Raw genomic sequence first — 18,334 nt, forward strand, 5'->3', positions numbered from 1 at the left:
ATCCAACGGGAATCCACGCCGCGGAAGGCGCGGGGCACGCCGGGGGGAATGTGTTTGCGCGACCACAAGAGTGGTTATGGTGTGAGCCATGGCACAACTGCTGATCGGTTGGCCGCAGTCGGGCATCGGGGCCCGAACCTGATTGCGAGGGTGCATCTGCCATGACCGCGACGCCGATGTCGATGTCGATGTCCGAACGCGCTACACGCGTCGGAGCAGGGGTTTTCCAAGCGGCGCGGGGCTTGGCCGGTGATCCGGTCGGGACGGCGCAGGCGGCCTCGGTATTGATGCGTGGGGCCCCGAGATTGGCCCTGTGGATGGCCGGATGGGCGCTGACGGAGTTTCCGCTGCGGGTCCTCACCGGCCACGCGCTGTCTGCGGTGGACGTCTCTCACGTGCACCGATACACCAACCACCTGGCCGGACAGCGTGCTGACCTGGTGCTGCGGGAGGCGCTGACCGAAGTGCATGGCGAGGACTACGCCGACCGCGTCGCGCATCCCGTCACCGATCCCGCGGCCCGGCGCCACAGCGTCGCCGGCGTGCTGTACGCCGCGCAGCGCAGCAGGTACGCGGCCGTCACCCGCAACGTCTCCTATGGCCCCGGTGGCCGTGACCATCTGCTCGACATCTGGCGTCGTCCCGATGTGACACCCGATCAGCGCGCGCCCGTGCTGCTGCAGATCCCCGGTGGCGCGTGGGCGATCAGCGAGAAGCGCGGGCAGGCGGTCCCGTTGCTGAGCCGGATGGTCGAACTGGGCTGGATCTGCGTCACCATCAACTACAGCCGCAGCCCGAGGTCGGCCTGGCCGGCGCACATCGTCGACGTCAAACGGGCCATCGCATGGCTGCGGGAGAACATCGCCGACTACGGGGGCGACCCGAACTTCATCGCGATCACCGGGGGTTCGGCGGGCGCGCACATCGGTTCCCTGGCGGCGCTGACCGCAAACGATCCCCAGTTGCAGCCCGGATTCGAGGGTGTCGACACCCGAGTGCAGGCCGCGGTCCCGTACTACGGCGCCTACGACCTGACCGACCAGGACAACATGTGCGAGCTGATGCTGCCGTTCCTGGAGCGGTTCGTCATGAGGGCCCGGCTGGCCGACGCCCCGGCGCTGTACCGGGCCGCCTCGCCGATCGTCCACGTCCACCGTGATGCACCGCCGTTCTTCGTGCTGCACGGGCGCAACGACGCCGTCATCCCGTACACCCAGGCGCGCGCGTTCGTCGAGGCCCTGCGGGACGCCGGCGCCCCCAGGGTCGGGCACGCCGAACTGCCGAACGCCCATCACGCCTTCGACACGGTGGCCACGGTGCGGTCCCAATTGGTGTGCGACGCGGTCTCCGACTTCCTCGGGGTCACCTACGCCGAGCACAGGGCCTCACTGCCGGAACTGGTGCACAGCGCCGGATGAGCCGCCGCTGAAGCCAATTCGTCGGTGCGCCATCGCTTTTGATGGCAGGTGAAGGCCGGGTTCTGCACAGGTCAGCGCGGGTCCCGCACCCAGGTGATCCGTACAATCAGCTGCCGCGGCACCGCGGCTGGGACTAGCGTGGTGTTTGGTGTGCGGTCAGCGTGAGACGGCGGGAGGAGTGAGCGACCGGTGGATGATTCCTTCGATGCCACGCAGCTGTCCGACGAACTGAGTGCGGTCGACCAGTTGCTGCATCGCGGCGAGGCGAATCCGCGCACCAGGTCGGGGATCATGGCCCTCGAGGTGCTCGACAAGGCGCCCGAATGGGAGCGTTACCGCGCGACGTTCGAGAACGCCTCGCGTCGGCTCCCGCGGCTGCGGCAGAAGGTCGTCGTACCGACGCTGCCGACGGCAGCGGCCCGTTGGGTGATCGACCCCGACTTCAACCTCGACTTCCACGTCCGCCGAGTGCGCGTGCCGGAACCCGGCACCCTGCGTCAGGTGTTCGACATGGCCGAGATCATCCAGCAGTCGCCCATGGACATCACCCGGCCGCTGTGGAGCGCCACGTTGATCGAGGGGCTGCAGGGCGGCCGGGCCGCCCAGATCCTGCACCTGAGCCATGCCGTCGCCGACGGGGTCGGCACAGTCGCGATGTTCGGGGAGATCTACGACCTCGAACGCGACGCCGCGCCGCGACCGAGGGCCCCGCTGCCGATCCCGCAGGACCTGTCGGCCAACGACCTGATGCGCAGGGGCATCAACGACCTCCCGGGCACAATCGTCGGCAACATCCTTGGCGTCGTCAGCGGTGCGATCGGCATGGCGGGCAAGGCCATCGCCCGCCCCGGGTCGGTGGTCACCGGCGCGTTGAGCTACGCGAGTTCCAGTCGCCGCGTCACCCGACAGGCGGCCCCGCCGTCGCCACTGCTGCGCCGGCGCAGCCTGTCGACCCGCACCGAGGCCATCGACATCAAGCTCTCCGATCTGCACCGGGCCGCCAAGGCCGCGGGCGGATCGATCAACGACGCCTACCTCGCGGGCCTCTGCGGGGCGCTGCGGCGCTACCACGAGGCGTTGGGAGTGCCGATCGCCTCACTTCCGATGGCAGTGCCGGTGAACCTGCGCTCGGACTCCGACCCCGCGGGCGGAAACCGTTTCGCCGGTGTGAATCTCGCCGCGCCCATCGGAGTCGCCGACCCGGCCGAACGCATCCACAGAATCCGCACCCAGATGACGCAGCGGCGCGAGGAGGTCGCACTTGACGTCGTCGGGGCGGTGGCCCCGCTGTTGTCACTGCTGCCCGACGCGGTCCTCGAGTCCATGACCGGAAGTGTGATCGTCTCCGACGTGCAGGCCAGCAACATCCCGGTGTTCTCCGGGGACACGTTCATCGCGGGCGCACAGGTGTTGCGGCAGTATGGAATTGGGCCGCTTCCCGGTGTCGCCATGATGGTGGTGCTGGTGTCGCGCAGCGGTTGGTGCACGATCAGCACTCGGTACGACCAGGCCTCGGTCACCAACGGCGACCTGTTCGCGCGCTGCCTGCTCGCGGGCTTCGACGAGGTGCTGGCACTGGTCGGTGACCCGACGCCGGTGTCGGCGCCCGCGTCCTTCTCCGCGCCGTCGGAGAGCACTCAGCAGAACCCCTCGGACAATGGAACGGCGGTTTCATGAGCTCAGCGCGTGCCCTTCGGCTGCCCGGATCGGTGGCCGAGGTGAAAGCCAGCCCGCCTGGCCCGAAGATCGGCGCCTTCTTCGACCTGGACGGAACCCTGGTCGCGGGCTTCACGGGAGTCATCCTGACCCAGGAGCAGTTCCGCAGGCGTGAGATGGGCATCGGCGACCTGGTCGGCATGATCCAGGCCGGGCTCAACCACCAACTGGGAAGGCTCGAGTTCGAGGACCTCATCACCTCGGCGTCGAAGGTCATGCGGGGGCGGTCGATCACCGACATGGATGAGGTGGGGGAGCGCCTGTTCCGTACCAAGATCGAATCCCGGATCTACCCGGAGATGCGGGAACTCGTGCGCGCGCACCTCGACCGCGGGCACACCGTCTGCCTGAGTTCGTCGGCGTTGACCATCCAGGTGGAACCCGTCGCGCGCTTCCTCGGCATCCCCAACACCCTGACCAACCGGTTCGAACTCGACGACGACGGCGTGCTCACCGGCGGCATCGTCCGCCCCATCCTGTGGGGCCCGGGCAAGGCCAATGCGGTGCAGAAGTTCGCCGCCGAACGCGGAATCGACTTGAAGGACAGCTACTTCTACGCCGACGGCAACGAGGACGTCGCGCTGATGTATCTGGTCGGCAACCCGCGGCCCACCAACCCTGAGGGCAAGATGGCCGCCGTCGCACGGCAACGGGGTTGGCCCATCCTGAAATTCACCAGTCGCGGCGGTCCGGGTCTCACCGGAACCATCAAGGCGCTGGCCGGTGTCGGAGCCGCCGTGCCGATCGCCGCCGGTGCGGTCGGCTGGGGCCTGCTGACCCGCAGCCGACGCCGCGGCGTCAACTTCTTCACCGGCAACTGGGGCCAGTTGCTGTTGGCCGCCAGCGGTGTTCAGCTCAACGTGCTGGGGCGCGAGAACCTGACCGCGCAGCGGCCCGCGGTGTTCATCTTCAACCACCGCAACAACTTCGACCCCGTCATCACCAGCGCGCTGGTCAAGGACAACTACACCGGGGTGGGGAAGAAGGAGCTCGAAAGCGACCCCATCGCAGGCACTCTCGGCAAGCTCATGGACGCGGTGTTCATCGACCGCGATGACACCGAGTCGGCCGTGGCGGCGCTCAAACAGGTCGAGGACCTGACCCGCAAGGGCCTGTCGATCGTCATCGCCCCGGAGGGCACCCGGCTCGACACCACGACCGTCGGCCCCTTCAAGAAGGGACCGTTCCGGCTTGCGATGGCGGCCGGTATCCCGATCGTCCCCGTGGTGATCAGGAACGCCGAGGCCATCGGGTCGCGTGATTCCACCCTGATGAATCCGGGTACCGTCGACGTCGCGGTGTTCCCACCGATCTCGGTGCAGGACTGGACTGTCGACGATCTGGGTGACCGGATCGCGGGCATCCGACAGCTCTATCTGGACACGCTCGCCGACTGGCCGGTCGAGGAGTTGCCCAGCGTGCAGCCTTACCTGCTGCCCGCGGGTGAGAAGCCCAAGAAGGCGGCGAAGAAGGCCGCCAGGAAGGCGCCGGCCAAGAAGGCCGCCAAGAAGGCACCGGTCAAGAAAGTGGCCGCGGAGAAGGCGCCGGCCGAGAAAGTGGCCGCGAAGAAGACCGCCGCTAAGAAAGCCCCCAAGAAGGCGCCCGTGAAGAAGACCGGGCCCGTGGTGGCCGAGGCCGATGACACCGGTCAGGGCCAGCCGTGACGGGAGTCAGGAAATCCGGTGAGCTGCCGGAGGTGACGATCAGCGGCGACGCGCTGGTGCTCGCGTCCGTCTCGTCGCCGGCAGAGGCCGCCCTCCTCAACGACTGGATGCGCACGCAGCGTGCGAACCATCCCGAAGCCCAGATCGACGTGCTGCAGATGCCTGGCGAGGATCCGCCGCCGGGCGTGGTGGCCAGCCTGGTGGAGGAACTGCAGACCGGCGACGACCGTTCAGTGGTGCCAGTGCGGGTCTTCTGGGTGCCGGGCGGTCTGCCCACGCGGGTCAAGATCGTCGGCCTGTTGTCAGGCCGGGACACCTACCGTCCGCCGGAGATTCTGCAGCGCGGAATTCTGCGGCGGGACAAGAGCCGTGCCCGGGTGGTCGCGGGTGAGCCCGCCAAAGTGTCCGAGCTGCGCCAGCAGTGGCAGGACACCACGGTGGCGGACTCGCCCCGCGATTTCGCGCGATTCGTGCTGCGCCGCGCCAGCCTGGCCATCGAGCGGATCGAGCTTCGGCTTCTGGGGCCGGAGTACAAGTCGCCGCGGTTGATCAAGCCGGAGATGCTGGCGTCGAGCCGCTTTCGCGACGGGCTGGAGGGGATCCCTGGCGCCACGGTCGAGAAGGCTGGGGAGATGCTCGACGAACTGGCGACTGGGTGGAGTCGGTTCTCCGTTGACCTGATGCCCAACCTGGGCCGCGCGATCTTCAGCCGCGGTTTCGATCCCAACATCGACTACGACGGCACCGAGATCGAGTCGTTGCGGCGCGCGTTGGAAGCCCACCCAGCCGTTCTGCTGTTCTCGCACCGGTCCTACCTCGACGGCGCGATCGTGCCGGTGGCCATGCAGGAGAACAGGCTTCCGCCGGTGCACACCTTCGCCGGCATCAACCTGTCCTTCGGATTCATGGGTCCGCTGATGCGGCGCTCAGGTGTCATCTTCATCCGCCGCAAGCTCGACGATCCGCTGTACAAGTACGTGCTGCGGCAGTTCGTCGGTTACATCGTGGAGAAGCGGTTCAACCTCAGCTGGTCGATCGAGGGCACCCGGTCCCGTACCGGAAAGATGTTGCCGCCCAAGCTCGGTCTGCTGGCCTATGTCGCCGACGCGTACCTCGACGGCCGCAGCGACGACGTCCTGCTGCAACCGGTGTCGATCAGTTTCGACCAACTGCACGAGACCCGCGAGTACGCCGCGTACGCGCGCGGCGGTGAGAAGACGCCCGAGGGTGTCAGCTGGCTCTACAACTTCATCAAGGCCCAGGGCGAACGCAACTTCGGCAAGATCTATGTGCGCTTCCCACCCGCGGTGTCGATGCGTCAGCATCTGGGCCCGCCGCACGGGGAGTTCGAGAAGGATCCCGACGCGAAACGTCTTGCGCTGCAGAAGATGGCGTTCGACGTGTCGTGGCGCATTCTGGAGGCCACGCCGATCAACGCGACGGGTCTGGTGTCGGCGCTGCTGCTGACGACGCGCGGTGTCGCGCTCACACTCGATCAGGTGCACCACACGTTGGCGCCGTCGCTGGACTACCTGGAGCGCAAGGGCACGCCGATGACCGAATCGGCGCTGCGCCTGCGGACGCCCGAAGGTGTGCGGTCCGCCCTCGACGCACTGTCCGGAGGCAATCCCGTGACCCGGGTCGACAGTGGACGAGAACCGGTGTGGCGCATCGCTTCCGCAGATGAGCACGAGGCGGCGTTCTACCGCAACTCGATCATCCACGCCTTCCAGGAGACCTCGATCGTCGAGTTGGCCCTGGCGTATGCGGGCCGCGCGGAGGGTGACCGGCTTGAGGCGTTCTGGGCCCAGGCGATGCGCCTGCGCGATCTGCTGAAGTTCGAGTTCTACTTCGCCGATTCGGCGAGGTTCCGCGAGAACATCGCGCAGGAGATGACCTGGCACGCCAACTGGGAGGCGCAGGTGGCCGCCGGGAGTGAGGGCATCGAGCGCCTGCTGTACGACAAGCAGCCGCTGATGGCGCACGCGATGCTGCGGCCGTTCATCGAGGCCTACGAGATCGTCGCGGACGTGCTGCGCGACTCGCCGGCCGACGTGTCGGAGAAGGACCTGACCGACCGGGCGCTCGGGGTGGGCAGCCAGTTGGCGGCCCAGCGCCGCGTGCGGAGCAGTGAGTCGGTGTCGGCGCTGCTCTTCGCGACGGCCCGGCAGGTCGTGGCCGACCAGGGTCTGCTGACACCGGCGCCCGACCTGGCCGAACGTCGCGAGGCGTTTCTGAAGGAACTGCGCGGCATCATGGCCGACATGCACAGAGTGCACATGATCTCGCGGCGGCACTTCCTCGAGCGGGACGCCGCACGCAGCGAGTCGGCCGACTCGGCCTGATCCCGTCGGCGTCGCCGGGCGTCGCCCAACTGACGGCGCCGGGCGACGCCCAGAGTTTCTTCTTCACCCATCGGCCCAGGGACGGGTGCGAACACCTCAACTCTGCGGCGCAGGGAGGCAGGCGACGTGGATCACCACGGCGGTGGTCATACGCTGGAACGATGACCGCATCCGTCCGCACCCGTTCGATCTCGGTGTGGCCGCTGCTGCTCGGCGTGGGCCTGCTGGCCGGATTGACGGCCGCGGCCCTGGCGGCGCTGGCGTTGGCCGACGCGCTCACCGCGAGTGGACTGCCAGACCCAGGACCGGTCACGACGGTCGGCCTGCCGTTCGTCCGGGCTGCGGGAGAGATCGCCGCGGCGTGTGCGATTGGAAGCTTCCTGTTCGCGGCCTTCTTCGTACCGCCCCAGCAGAACGGTGTACTCGACGCCGCGGGCTACCGGGCCCTGCGCACCGGGACCGTCGCGATGGGGTTGTGGGCGGTGTGCGCGGCGCTGCTGGTCCCGCTGACGGTGTCCGACGTGTCGGGTCAGCCGCTGCGGGAACACCTCAGCGTTATCGAGTTGTGGTCAGCCGCGGGTTTCGTCGACACCGCGAGTGCGTGGCGCTGGACCGCCGTCCTGGCCGCGCTGTTGACGCTGTGCAGCATCCCCGTCCTGCGCTGGTCGTGGACTCCGGCGCTGTTCGCCGGCGCGCTGGTGACCATGCTGCCGTTGGGCCTGACCGGCCACTCGTCGGCCGGCGGGGCACATGACCTCGGCACCAACAGCCTGCTGATCCACCTCGTGGCGACGACGGTGTGGGCCGGCGGCCTGCTGGCGCTGCTCGCGCACGCACTGCGCGGCGGTGAACACGGTGCCCTCGCAGCGCGCCGGTTCTCGTCGGTGGCGCTGTGGTGCTTTGTGGCGGTCGCGGCCTCGGGGCTGATCAACGCGCTGCTGCGGATGCGTCCGGCCGACCTGCTGAGCACGGGGTACGGCGCGTTGATCCTGGCCAAGATCGTCGCCCTGGGAGCGTTGGGCGTGCTGGGGTGGCAACAGCGGCGCTCCGGCGTCGCAGCCCTGCAGGCGCAGCCGTCGTCCCGCGGTCCGCTGATCCGGCTGGCCGTGACCGAGGCGGTTCTCTTCGGGCTGACGTTCGGGGTCGCAGTCGCGTTGGGACGCACCCCGCCGCCACCACCGATCAACCTCAACCCGACCGTCCCCGAAGTCGAGCTCGGCTACGACTTCTCCGGCCCACCGACCGTGGCGCGCCTGCTGTTCGACTGGCGCTTCGACCTGCTGTTCGGCACGGCCGCACTGGTCTTCGCGGTGGTGTATCTGGCCGGAGTCCGCCGCCTGCGCAAGCGCGGCGACGCGTGGCCCCCGGGGCGTGTGCTGGCCTGGTTGCTGGGCTGCGCGACGCTGCTGGTGGCCACCTCGTCGGGGCTGGGCCGCTACATGCCGGCGATGTTCAGCATGCACATGGCCGCCCACATGCTGCTGTCGATGCTGGTGCCGATCCTGCTGGTGCTCGGCGCGCCGGTGACGCTGGCCCTGCGGGCGCTGCCGACGGCTGGCCGCGACGGTCCACCGGGCCTGCGGGAGTGGCTGCTGGCGGCGCTGCACAGCCGGTGGTCGAAGTTCTTCACGAACCCGATCGTGGCGACGATCATGTTCGTCGCGGGTTTCTACGGCCTGTACTTCGGCGGCATCTTCGACGCCGCGGCCGGAAGTCACGCCGGCCACGTCGCGATGAACATCCACTTCCTGCTGTCGGGGTACCTCTTCTATTGGGTCGTGATCGGGATCGATCCGACGCCGCGGCCCATCCCGCCGCTGGGCAAGCTGGGCATGGTGTTCGCGTCGCTGCCGCTGCACGCGTTCTTCGGCGTGGTGCTGATGGGCATGAACACCGTGCTGGCCGAGGGGTTCTACCGCTCGCTGCTGCTGCCGTGGCCCAAAGACCTGCTGGAAGACCAGAAGCTGGGCGGCGGCATTGCGTGGTCGGCCGGTGAGGTGCCGCTGGTCGTCGTGATGATCGCGCTGCTGATCCAGTGGACCCGCAGCGACCGCAGGACCGCCAAGCGCCTCGACCGTGCCGCCGACCGCGACGACGACGCGGACCTCGCGGCCTACAACGCGATGCTGGCCAAGCTGTCCCAGCACGACCGGAACCCGTAGCTCCGCGACGGGCCGTGTTTGTACAGAGACACGCCGCGTTTCGCGTACCAAGGCGGACGCTCACCGAGGAGAGAGTGCACGCTCGGCGAGGACTGAGCGGCCGCTCGTCGGCTCAGACCTGCCCGGCCGCGATCGCCGCGGGCCAACTGCCGTACGCGCTGATGTCGCGGCCCGCGTCGGCCGCGGCGCCGTCGCATCCGAACCCGGTGACCCACGTGCCGTCGGCCAACTCCACCTTGCCCAACTGCATGGGTGCGGGCAGCTGAGCCAGGAACCGGCCCAGGGCCGCAGGGGAGAGCAACCAGCGCTGACCCGTGAGCGCGGTGCCGTCGGCATCGTCGGGCACTCGGCCGATCGCCGGTTTGGGCGGCACGGTGTCCATCGCCGTCATGCGGTAGCGCGGCGCGGTGACGACCTCACCGGCCCACCGGGCGCCCAGGTCGGTCAGTTGATGCGTCAGCGGGCCGCCCAGCAGATGCGCGCCGAACACCACGAGTTCGGTGTTCGGGGCCACGGCCAGCGGCCAGGCCTGCTGCCGTGACTCGTCGCCGGTGATCAGCGCGGCGATGTCCAGGGCCACCGCGTCCTCGAAGGCCCGAGCCAGGACCGTGACGCCGAACTGTGCGGCGGCGGCCATCCCCGCCGGCACCGCGACGCCGCACAGGTCGAACAGATTGCAGAAGTTGGTGTAGGTGCCCATCCGCGAATTGACCCCCACCGGGTCCGCGGCGACGTCGGCCAGACGTGGATGCATCGGCGCGGTGGGGACCAGCAGCGCGTCGGCGCCGGCCAGGTGGGTCATGGCCTCGTCACGCAGGCGGGCCACCTCGCGACGGTCGCTGACCAGGCGGTGCGCCGGGTGCTCACGGGCCGCGGCGATGATGCCCTTGACCACGGGGTCCACCGCGGCATCGGGCTGGCCGTCGATGAATTCGCCTGTGGCGGCGTAGCGTTCGCTGACCAGTGCACCGTCGTAGAGCAGTTTGGCGGCGGCCAGGAACGGGGCGATGGGCACGGTGATGATCTGCGCGCCCGCGGCTTTCAGGCGGGCCACCGTGGTGTCGAACGCCGCATGCCAGGTCGCGTCCAGCTCGGGCAGTTCGTCGGGGATCGCGACGACGGGTTGTGGGGGCGCGGCCAGTCTCGCGTCGCTTGGCCATGTTCGGCCCGCCGCGCCACTGGCCATGGCCGCCATGGCCCGGTCGGCCACGTCCAGGTTCGACGCGAAAATGGTGACACAGTCATAGGATTCGCACGCCGGGACGACGCCGTCGGTGCTGATGACGCCGACGGTGGGCTTGATTCCGACGATGCCCTGCAGCGCGGCGGGCACCCGGCCCGACCCGGCGGTGTCGGTGCCGATCGCGATGTCGACCTCGCCGGTGGCCACGGCGACCGCCGAACCCGAACTCGAACCACCGCTGATGAACTCCGGCCGTCGGCTGTCGGGCACCGCGCCGTGGGGTGAGCGGGTGCCCACCAGTCCGGTGGCGAACTGGTCGAGGTTGGTCTTGCCGACCACGACTGCACCCGCTGCGCGCAGGGCGGCGACCACTGCGGCGTCGCGTTCGGGGGAGTACGCGAACTCCGGGCAGGCGGCCGTGGTCTTCAGGCCTGCGGCGTCGACGTTGTCCTTGACAGCCAGTCGCAGGCCGGCCAGCGGGCCACCCGCGGCACGGCTTGCGGCGAGATCCGCCTCGACGTCGGCCTGGGGTCTGCGGCTGATCCATACGGACATGTCGCAAAACTAGCGCTTGACAGGTATTCGCGCGACTCCACAGTTGCGACTTCATCCACAGTCCGCCGTGGCGGTCGTCCCGAGGCGCCTTCGGATGTCGGACCCGTCGGGCGGACTGGGGTCAGCAACCGCACAACGAAAGGACCCCGCAATGTTCGAAACACCCATCACCGTGATCGGCCGCATCGTCACTGACCCGACCCGGCGTCACGTTGGCGATCAGGACGTCGTCAAGTTCCGGCTGGCCAGCAATGCGCGTCGACGCACCGCCGACGGCACCTGGGAGCCCGGGAACTCGCTGTATCTGGCGGTCAACTGCTGGGGCAAGCTGGCCACCGGCGTCGCCGGCAGCCTGGCCAAGGGTGACGCGGTGATCTGCGTCGGGTCGGTCCACACCGCCGAATACGACGACAAGGAGGGCAACCGCCGGTCGTCGCTGGAGATGCGCGCGACCAGCGTCGGCCCGGACCTGTCCAGGTACCTCGTGGAACTCAAGCGGGTCGAGGAGCGGCCCGGTCCGGGCCCCATCCTGGATGCCGCAGACGCGTCGGACGAGCGGGAGGACGAGCAGGAACACGACACCGCGGCCTGACACCGACCGGGACGTGACGGGTCCGCCGCACCCGTCACGTTCGGCGGCGCCGGCTGACCCGCCTAGGATGGTCGCGAGTATTCCTGCCGACCAGAAAGGCGACACTGCGGCATGGCTGAGTTCATCTACACGATGAAAAAGGTCCGCAAGGCGCACGGCGACAAAGTCATCCTCGACGACGTCACGTTGAACTTCCTTCCCGGAGCCAAGATCGGCGTGGTCGGCCCCAACGGGGCGGGCAAGTCGAGCGTCCTGCGAATCATGGCGGGCCTGGACAGGCCCAACAACGGCGACGCGTTCCTGGCCACCGGCGCCAGCGTCGGCATCCTGCAACAGGAGCCGAAGCTTGACGAGACCAAGACGGTCCGGGAGAACGTCGAAGACGGCGTGCCCATCAAGGCCAAACTCAACCGGTACAACGAAGTGGCCGAGCTGATGGCCACCGACTACACCGACGAGCTGATGGAGGAGATGGGCAAGCTCCAGGAGGAGCTCGACGCGGCTGACGCGTGGGACATCGACTCCCAGCTCGAGCAGGCCATGGACGCACTGCGCTGCCCGCCGCCCGACGATCCCGTCACGCACCTCTCCGGTGGTGAGCGCCGCCGCGTCGCGCTGTGCAAGCTGCTGCTGTCCAAGCCGGACCTGCTGCTGCTCGACGAGCCCACCAACCACCTCGACGCCGAGAGCGTGCTGTGGCTCGAGCAGCATCTGGCGAGCTACCCGGGCGCGATCCTGGCGGTGACCCACGACCGGTACTTCCTGGACAACGTCGCCGAGTGGATCCTCGAACTCGACCGCGGCCGCGCCTACCCGTACGAGGGCAACTACTCCACCTACCTGGAGAAGAAGGCCGAGCGCCTCGAGGTGCAGGGCAAGAAGGACCAGAAGCTGCAGAAGCGGCTCAAGGACGAGCTGGCCTGGGTCCGTTCGGGCGCCAAGGCCCGCCAGGCCAAGAGCAAGGCCCGACTGCAGCGCTACGAGGAGATGGCGGCCGAGGCGGAGAAGACGAGGAAGCTCGACTTCGAGGAGATCCAGATCCCGGTCGGGCCGCGTCTGGGCAACCTGGTCGTCGAGGTCGAACACCTCGACAAGGGCTTCGGCGGCCGGCAGCTGATCAAGGACCTGTCCTTCACGCTGCCGCGCAACGGCATCGTCGGCGTCATCGGCCCCAACGGCGTCGGCAAGACCACGCTGTTCAAGACCATCGTCGGCCTCGAGCAGCCCGACAGCGGCGTGGTCAGGGTCGGGGAGACCGTCAAGCTGAGCTACGTCGACCAGAACCGCGCGGGCATCGATCCGAAGAAGAACGTGTGGGAGGTCGTCTCCGACGGCCTGGACTACATCGAGGTCGGGCAGAACGAGATCCCGTCGCGCGCCTACGTCTCGGCGTTCGGCTTCAAGGGCCCCGATCAGCAGAAGCCGGCCGGCGTGCTCTCCGGCGGTGAGCGCAACCGGTTGAACCTCGCGCTCACGCTCAAGCAGGGCGGCAACCTGATCCTGCTCGACGAGCCCACCAACGACCTCGACGTCGAAACGCTGAGCTCCCTCGAGAACGCGCTGGAGGAGTTCCCCGGCTGCGCCGTGGTGATCAGCCACGACCGCTGGTTCCTCGATCGCACCTGCACGCACATCCTGGCGTGGGAGGGCGACGACGACAACGAGGCCAAGTGGTTCTGGTTCGAGGGCAACTTCGGTGCCTACGAGGAGAACAAGATCGAGCGTCTCGGTGCGGAAGCGGCGCGTCCTCATAGGGTGACCCACCGGAAGCTCACTCGCGACTAGTGTGACGGCTGCGCGTCGGTGGCCGCAGCAGGCGACTCCGACGAGGCACCTACAGCGCTGTAGTCAGGAGTGACCGCATGACGGTGAATCCCGGGGCCGAGACGGCCGAGACGTCCCACGCTCGTCCACCGGTCCCGGACAGACTCCCCTCGACGGCGGTCGACCGACTCCGGCAGGCGTTCCTCGGCACCTACCGCGGCCCACACGGCGACGCGCCCGAGACCGACATCGGTACCGGGGGAGCGGACGGCGCCGCCGCGGTCTCGGATGCGCTGCTGGCGGCGCACGTCAGCCTGGGACAGCGACGCCGGGACGGCGAGACCGCGGTGGCCGTCGTCGGCGACGCGGCGCAGGGTTCGGCGCTGCTGGTGGTCACCGACCAGTCCGAGATGCTGATGGACTCGGTGACGGTGCTGCTGCACCGCCTCGGGGTGGCCTACGTGGCGATCATGAATCCTTCGTTCGAGGTGCGCCGCGACGGTGACGGTGAGCTTCTCGACATCGAACCGGCCACCGCGGATGAGACGGACCGGCTCGTCGAGACCTGGGTCCAGGTGGCGCTGTCGCCGACGGTGGATCGGCGCGCGCTGGACAAGGCCCAACGCCTCATCCCCGACGTGCTGGCCGACGCCCGCCAGGTGACCCGGGACTCCGTACCCATGTCCCAACGACTGCAGGAACTCGCCGATGCGCTCGACGGCGACACCGGCGACCGTTTCCCCGGCGCCGACCGTCGCGACGTGGCCGGGTGGCTGCGGTGGCTGGCCGACGGTCATTTCGTGCTGTTGGGCCACCAGCGCTGCGAGGTGCGCGACGGGCACGTCGCCGTGGACGAGGCCAGCCGACTGGGCGTGCTGAAGTTGCGGGACGACGAACTGCCGCGGCTCACCGGTGACGACGATCTGTTGGTGTTGGCCCAGGCGACGATCCCCAGCTACCTGCGGTACGGCGCGTACCCGTACATCGTCGCCGTGCGTGAACGCGGCGCAGCGGGCACGGTGATCGAGCACCGCTTCGTCGGGTTGTTCACGGTGACCGCGATCAACGCCAATGTCATGGAGATTCCGCTGATTTCGCGTCGCGTGCAGGACGCCCTGGCAATGGCGGCCAAGGACCCCAGCCAACCCGGGCAGCTGCTGCTGGACGTCATCCAGACCGTGCCGCGCTCGGAGTTGTTCGCGTTGTCGGCCCAGGAACTGCACGACATGGCGATGGTCGTGATCGAAATGGGTTCCCGGCGCCGCACGCTGCTGTTCGCGCGGGCCGACCGACTCGGCCACTTCGTGTCCTGTCTGGTCTACCTGCCGCGCGACCGCTACACCACGGACGTGCGCCTGGAGATGCAGGACATCCTGGTCCGCGAGTTTGGCGGGGTGGGCATTGAGTACGCCGCTCGAGTCAGTGAATCACCTTGGGCGCTGGTGCATTTCACGGTCAAGCTGCCTGACCGCACGCAACCGGAGGGCATCGACGTCTCCCTGGAGAACGAGACGCGGATCCAGGCGCTGCTCACCGAGGCCGCCCGCACCTGGGGCGATCGCCTGCTCGGTGCGGTGCTCGCCGATCCGAACGAGCGGGCCACCGCGGAGCACTACGCCGCGGCGCTGCCCGAGTCCTACCGTCAGGTCGTCGCTCCCGCGGATGCGCTGGCCGACATCGCGGTCATCGAAAGCCTGAGCGCCGACGCCGTCAAGTTGGTCCTGACAGCGGACTTCGAGACCCGGCACCACCAACTCAACTGGTATCTGGGCGGTCGGTCGGCGTCGCTGTCGGAACTGCTGCCGATGCTGCAGTGCATGGGTGTGGTGGTGCTGGAGGAACGGCCCTTCACGGTCACACGGCCCGACGGTCTTCAGGTGTGGCTCTACCAGTTCCGCATCTCACCGCGCCCCGAGATCCCGGCCCCCGGACCCGATGAGATCGACGGGGTGGCCGAGCGGTTCGCCGACTCCGTGACCGCCATCTGGCAGGGTCGCGTGGAGATCGACCGGTTCAACGAACTGGTGCTGCGGGCGGGGCTGACGTGGCAGCAGGTCGTGATCATCCGCGCCTACGCGAAATACCTGAAGCAGGCCGGTTTTCCGTACGGCCAGTCGCACATCGAGACCGTCATCAACGACAACGCGAAGACCGCGCGGTCGCTGGTCGAACTCTACGAGGCGCTGTTCGACCCTGAGCAGTCCGACGCGACGAAGTCAGCGGCGCAGGCGGCCGCCGCGGCCGTGGCCGCCGACATCGACGCCCTGGTGAGCCTGGACACCGACCGGGTGCTGCGCGCATTCGCCTCCCTGATCCAGGCCACACTGCGCACCAATTACTTTGTGACAAGGCCGGAGTCGGCACGAAGTAAAGGGGTGCTCGCGACCAAACTCAATCCCGGTCTGATCGACGAACTGCCGTTGCCCAGGCCCCGATTCGAGATCTTCGTCTACTCACCCCGGGTCGAGGGCGTGCATCTGCGCTTCGGCGCGGTGGCGCGCGGTGGACTGCGCTGGTCGGATCGACGCGAGGATTTCCGCACCGAGATCCTCGGCCTGGTCAAGGCGCAGGCGGTCAAGAACGCCGTCATCGTGCCGGTCGGCGCCAAGGGTGGCTTCGTCGTGAAGCATCCGCCTGCGCCCATCGGTGACCCCGCGGCAGACCGCGAAGCCACCCGCAACGAGGGTGTCGCGTGCTACCGCCTGTTCATCGCGGGACTGCTCGACGTGACCGACAACGTCGAGACCGCGACCCGCGCGGTCGTGCCGCCGCCACAGGTCGTCCGCCGCGACGGCGAGGACGCCTACCTGGTGGTTGCGGCCGACAAGGGCACCGCGACATTCTCCGACATCGCCAACGACGTCGCCAAGTCCTACGGATTCTGGCTGGGCGACGCGTTCGCGTCCGGCGGATCGGTCGGCTACGACCACAAGGCCATGGGCATCACCGCCAGGGGTGCGTGGGAGAGCGTCAAGCGACACTTCCGCGAGATGGGGATGGACACGCAGTCGCAGGACTTCACCGTCGTCGGCGTCGGGGACATGAGCGGTGACGTCTTCGGCAACGGAATGCTGCTGTCCGAGCACATTCGGCTGATCGCGGCGTTCAACCACCTGCACATCTTCGTCGACCCCACCCCGGATGCCGCGTCGTCCTGGCAGGAGCGCCGGCGCCTGTTCGATCTGCCGCGGTCCACGTGGGACGACTACGACAAGTCGTTGATCTCCGCCGGCGGTGGGGTTTTCAGCCGCGAGCAGAAGTCCATTCCGATCAGCGCCGAGATGCGCAGGGCGCTGGGCATCAGTGCCGAGGTCACCGAACTGACCCCGCCCGCACTGGTCAAGGCGATCCTGATGGCGCCGGTGGACCTGCTCTGGAACGGCGGCATCGGCACGTACGTCAAGGCCGAGACCGAATCCGATGCCGACGTCGGTGACCGCGCCAACGACTTGGTGCGCGTCAACGGAAATCAGGTGCGCGCCAAGGTGATCGGGGAGGGCGGCAACCTCGGCGTCACGTCCCGTGGTCGTGTCGAGTTCGACCTCGCCGGTGGCCGGATCAACACCGACGCCCTGGACAACTCTGCCGGTGTGGACTGCTCCGACCATGAGGTCAACATCAAGATCCTCGTGGATTCGCTTGTCACACTGGGCAAGGTCGACGCAGGCGAACGGTCGGCGCTGCTGGAGTCGATGACCGACGAGGTCGGCGCACTGGTGCTCGAGAACAACGCGGAGCAGAACGACCTGATGGGCACCAGTCGTGCCAACGCCGCGGCCCTGCTCAACGTGCACGCCCGCCAGATCAAGGAACTCGAGCACACCCGCGGCCTCAACCGCGACCTCGAGGCCCTGCCCGCCGACAAGGAGATCAGGCGGCGCATCGACGCCGGGATCGGTTTGACCTCACCGGAACTGGCGACGCTGATGGCCCACGTCAAGCTCGCGCTCAAGGACGAGTTGCTGGCCAGCGAACTGCCCGACCAGGAGGTGTTCGCGTCCCGGCTGCCGAACTACTTCCCCCGGCAGTTGCGAGACCGCTTCACCGCCGAGGTCCGCAACCATCAGCTGAGTAGCGAGATCATCACGACCATGCTCGTCAACGACATGGTCGACACGGCCGGAATCACCTACGCCTACCGCATCACCGAGGACGTCGGGGTCGGCTACGTCGACGCCGTGCGGACGTATGCGGCCACCGATGCGATCTTCGGCATCGGCGACGTGTGGCGGCAGATTCGGTCCGCATCGCTGGAAAACGACATTCCCGTGCACATTTCGGACCGGATGACGCTGGACCTGCGCAGGCTCATCGATCGTGCTGGCCGCTGGCTGCTGAACTACCGCCCCCAGCCGCTGGCCGTCGGCGCCGAGATCAACCGGTTCGCGGCCAAGGTCGCCGCACTGACGCCGAGAATGCGCGAGTGGCTGCGCGGGGACGATCTGGCGATCGTCACTAAGGAGGCCGACGAGTTCGCGGCCCACGGCGCCCCGAAGGATCTGGCCTTCATGGTGAGCACAGGTCTCTACCAGTACAGCCTGCTCGACGTGATCGACGTCGCCGACATCGTGGACAGGGACGTCGTCGAGGTGGCTGACGCCTACTTCGCGCTCATGGACCATCTCGGCACCGACGGTCTGCTGACCGCGGTGTCGGGGCTGCCCCGCGATGACCGGTGGCACGCCCTGGCTCGTCTGGCCATCCGGGACGACCTCTACAGTTCGTTGCGCATGCTCACCCTTGACGTGCTCGCGGTCGGCGAGCCCGAGGAGAGCGGCGAGGAGAAGATCGAGGAGTGGCAGCAGACCAACTCCTCGAGGTTGGCGCGGGCGCGGCGGACGCTCGGCGAGATCAATGCCGACGGCGCGCACGACCTGGCGACGCTGTCGGTGGCGGCGCGCCAGATCCGCAACATGACGAGAACGAGTTGAACGG

9 protein-coding genes are annotated in these 18,334 nt (G+C 68.3%); 8 read left to right on the top strand and 1 reads right to left on the bottom strand.

Features of this window, described 5'->3' with window-relative positions; all coding sequences use genetic code 11:
• Positions 1–161 precede the first annotated feature (161 nt).
• The 5 genes from G6N34_RS06425 to G6N34_RS06445 all read left to right on the top strand — a co-directional run bounded on the left by G6N34_RS06425 (position 162) and on the right by G6N34_RS06445 (position 9,305).
• Positions 162–1,418 (top strand): alpha/beta hydrolase fold domain-containing protein, encoded by a 1,257-nt coding sequence (locus G6N34_RS06425; RefSeq protein WP_407663211.1) that lies wholly within the window; start codon positions 162–164, stop codon positions 1,416–1,418.
• Between the two features lie 189 nt (positions 1,419–1,607).
• Positions 1,608–3,095: a wax ester/triacylglycerol synthase family O-acyltransferase gene (locus G6N34_RS06430; RefSeq protein WP_085152997.1), complete on the top strand. Its 1,488-nt coding sequence runs from the start codon at positions 1,608–1,610 to the stop codon at positions 3,093–3,095.
• Positions 3,092–4,798, top strand: a complete 1,707-nt coding sequence (locus G6N34_RS06435) for an HAD-IB family hydrolase/lysophospholipid acyltransferase family protein (protein WP_085152999.1) — start codon at positions 3,092–3,094, stop codon at positions 4,796–4,798. The genes G6N34_RS06430 and G6N34_RS06435 overlap by 4 nt, the downstream gene beginning before the upstream one ends.
• Entirely contained in the window at positions 4,795–7,143 is a 2,349-nt protein-coding gene (locus G6N34_RS06440) for a glycerol-3-phosphate 1-O-acyltransferase (RefSeq protein WP_234812961.1), read from the top strand. The genes G6N34_RS06435 and G6N34_RS06440 overlap by 4 nt, the downstream gene beginning before the upstream one ends.
• A 161-nt stretch (positions 7,144–7,304) precedes the next feature.
• Complete coding sequence (locus G6N34_RS06445; RefSeq protein ID WP_085153001.1) at positions 7,305–9,305, top strand: bifunctional copper resistance protein CopD/cytochrome c oxidase assembly protein; 2,001 nt, start codon at positions 7,305–7,307, stop codon at positions 9,303–9,305.
• 112 nt (positions 9,306–9,417) lie between these two features.
• Here G6N34_RS06445 and atzF read toward each other — a convergent pair whose 3' ends face one another.
• A complete protein-coding gene (gene atzF, locus G6N34_RS06450; RefSeq protein ID WP_085153003.1) occupies positions 9,418–11,043 on the bottom strand; it encodes an allophanate hydrolase in 1,626 nt (541 codons plus the stop codon).
• 151 nt (positions 11,044–11,194) lie between these two features.
• On the opposite strand from atzF, the gene G6N34_RS06455 reads away from it, so the two are divergent.
• The 3 genes from G6N34_RS06455 to G6N34_RS06465 all read left to right on the top strand — a co-directional run bounded on the left by G6N34_RS06455 (position 11,195) and on the right by G6N34_RS06465 (position 18,330).
• The gene (locus G6N34_RS06455) at positions 11,195–11,635 is read left to right on the top strand and encodes a single-stranded DNA-binding protein (RefSeq protein WP_085153005.1); all 441 of its coding nucleotides are present in this window, start codon (positions 11,195–11,197) and stop codon (positions 11,633–11,635) included.
• 111 nt (positions 11,636–11,746) lie between these two features.
• Positions 11,747–13,420 (top strand): energy-dependent translational throttle protein EttA, encoded by a 1,674-nt coding sequence (gene ettA, locus G6N34_RS06460; protein WP_085153007.1) that lies wholly within the window; start codon positions 11,747–11,749, stop codon positions 13,418–13,420.
• A 77-nt stretch (positions 13,421–13,497) separates the two neighbouring features.
• A complete protein-coding gene (locus G6N34_RS06465; protein WP_085153009.1) occupies positions 13,498–18,330 on the top strand; it encodes an NAD-glutamate dehydrogenase in 4,833 nt (1,610 codons plus the stop codon).
• Positions 18,331–18,334: the final 4 nt, after the last annotated feature.

Origin of the sequence: Mycolicibacterium confluentis, assembly GCF_010729895.1 — a bacterium.
GTDB lineage: Bacteria > Actinomycetota > Actinomycetes > Mycobacteriales > Mycobacteriaceae > Mycobacterium > Mycobacterium confluentis.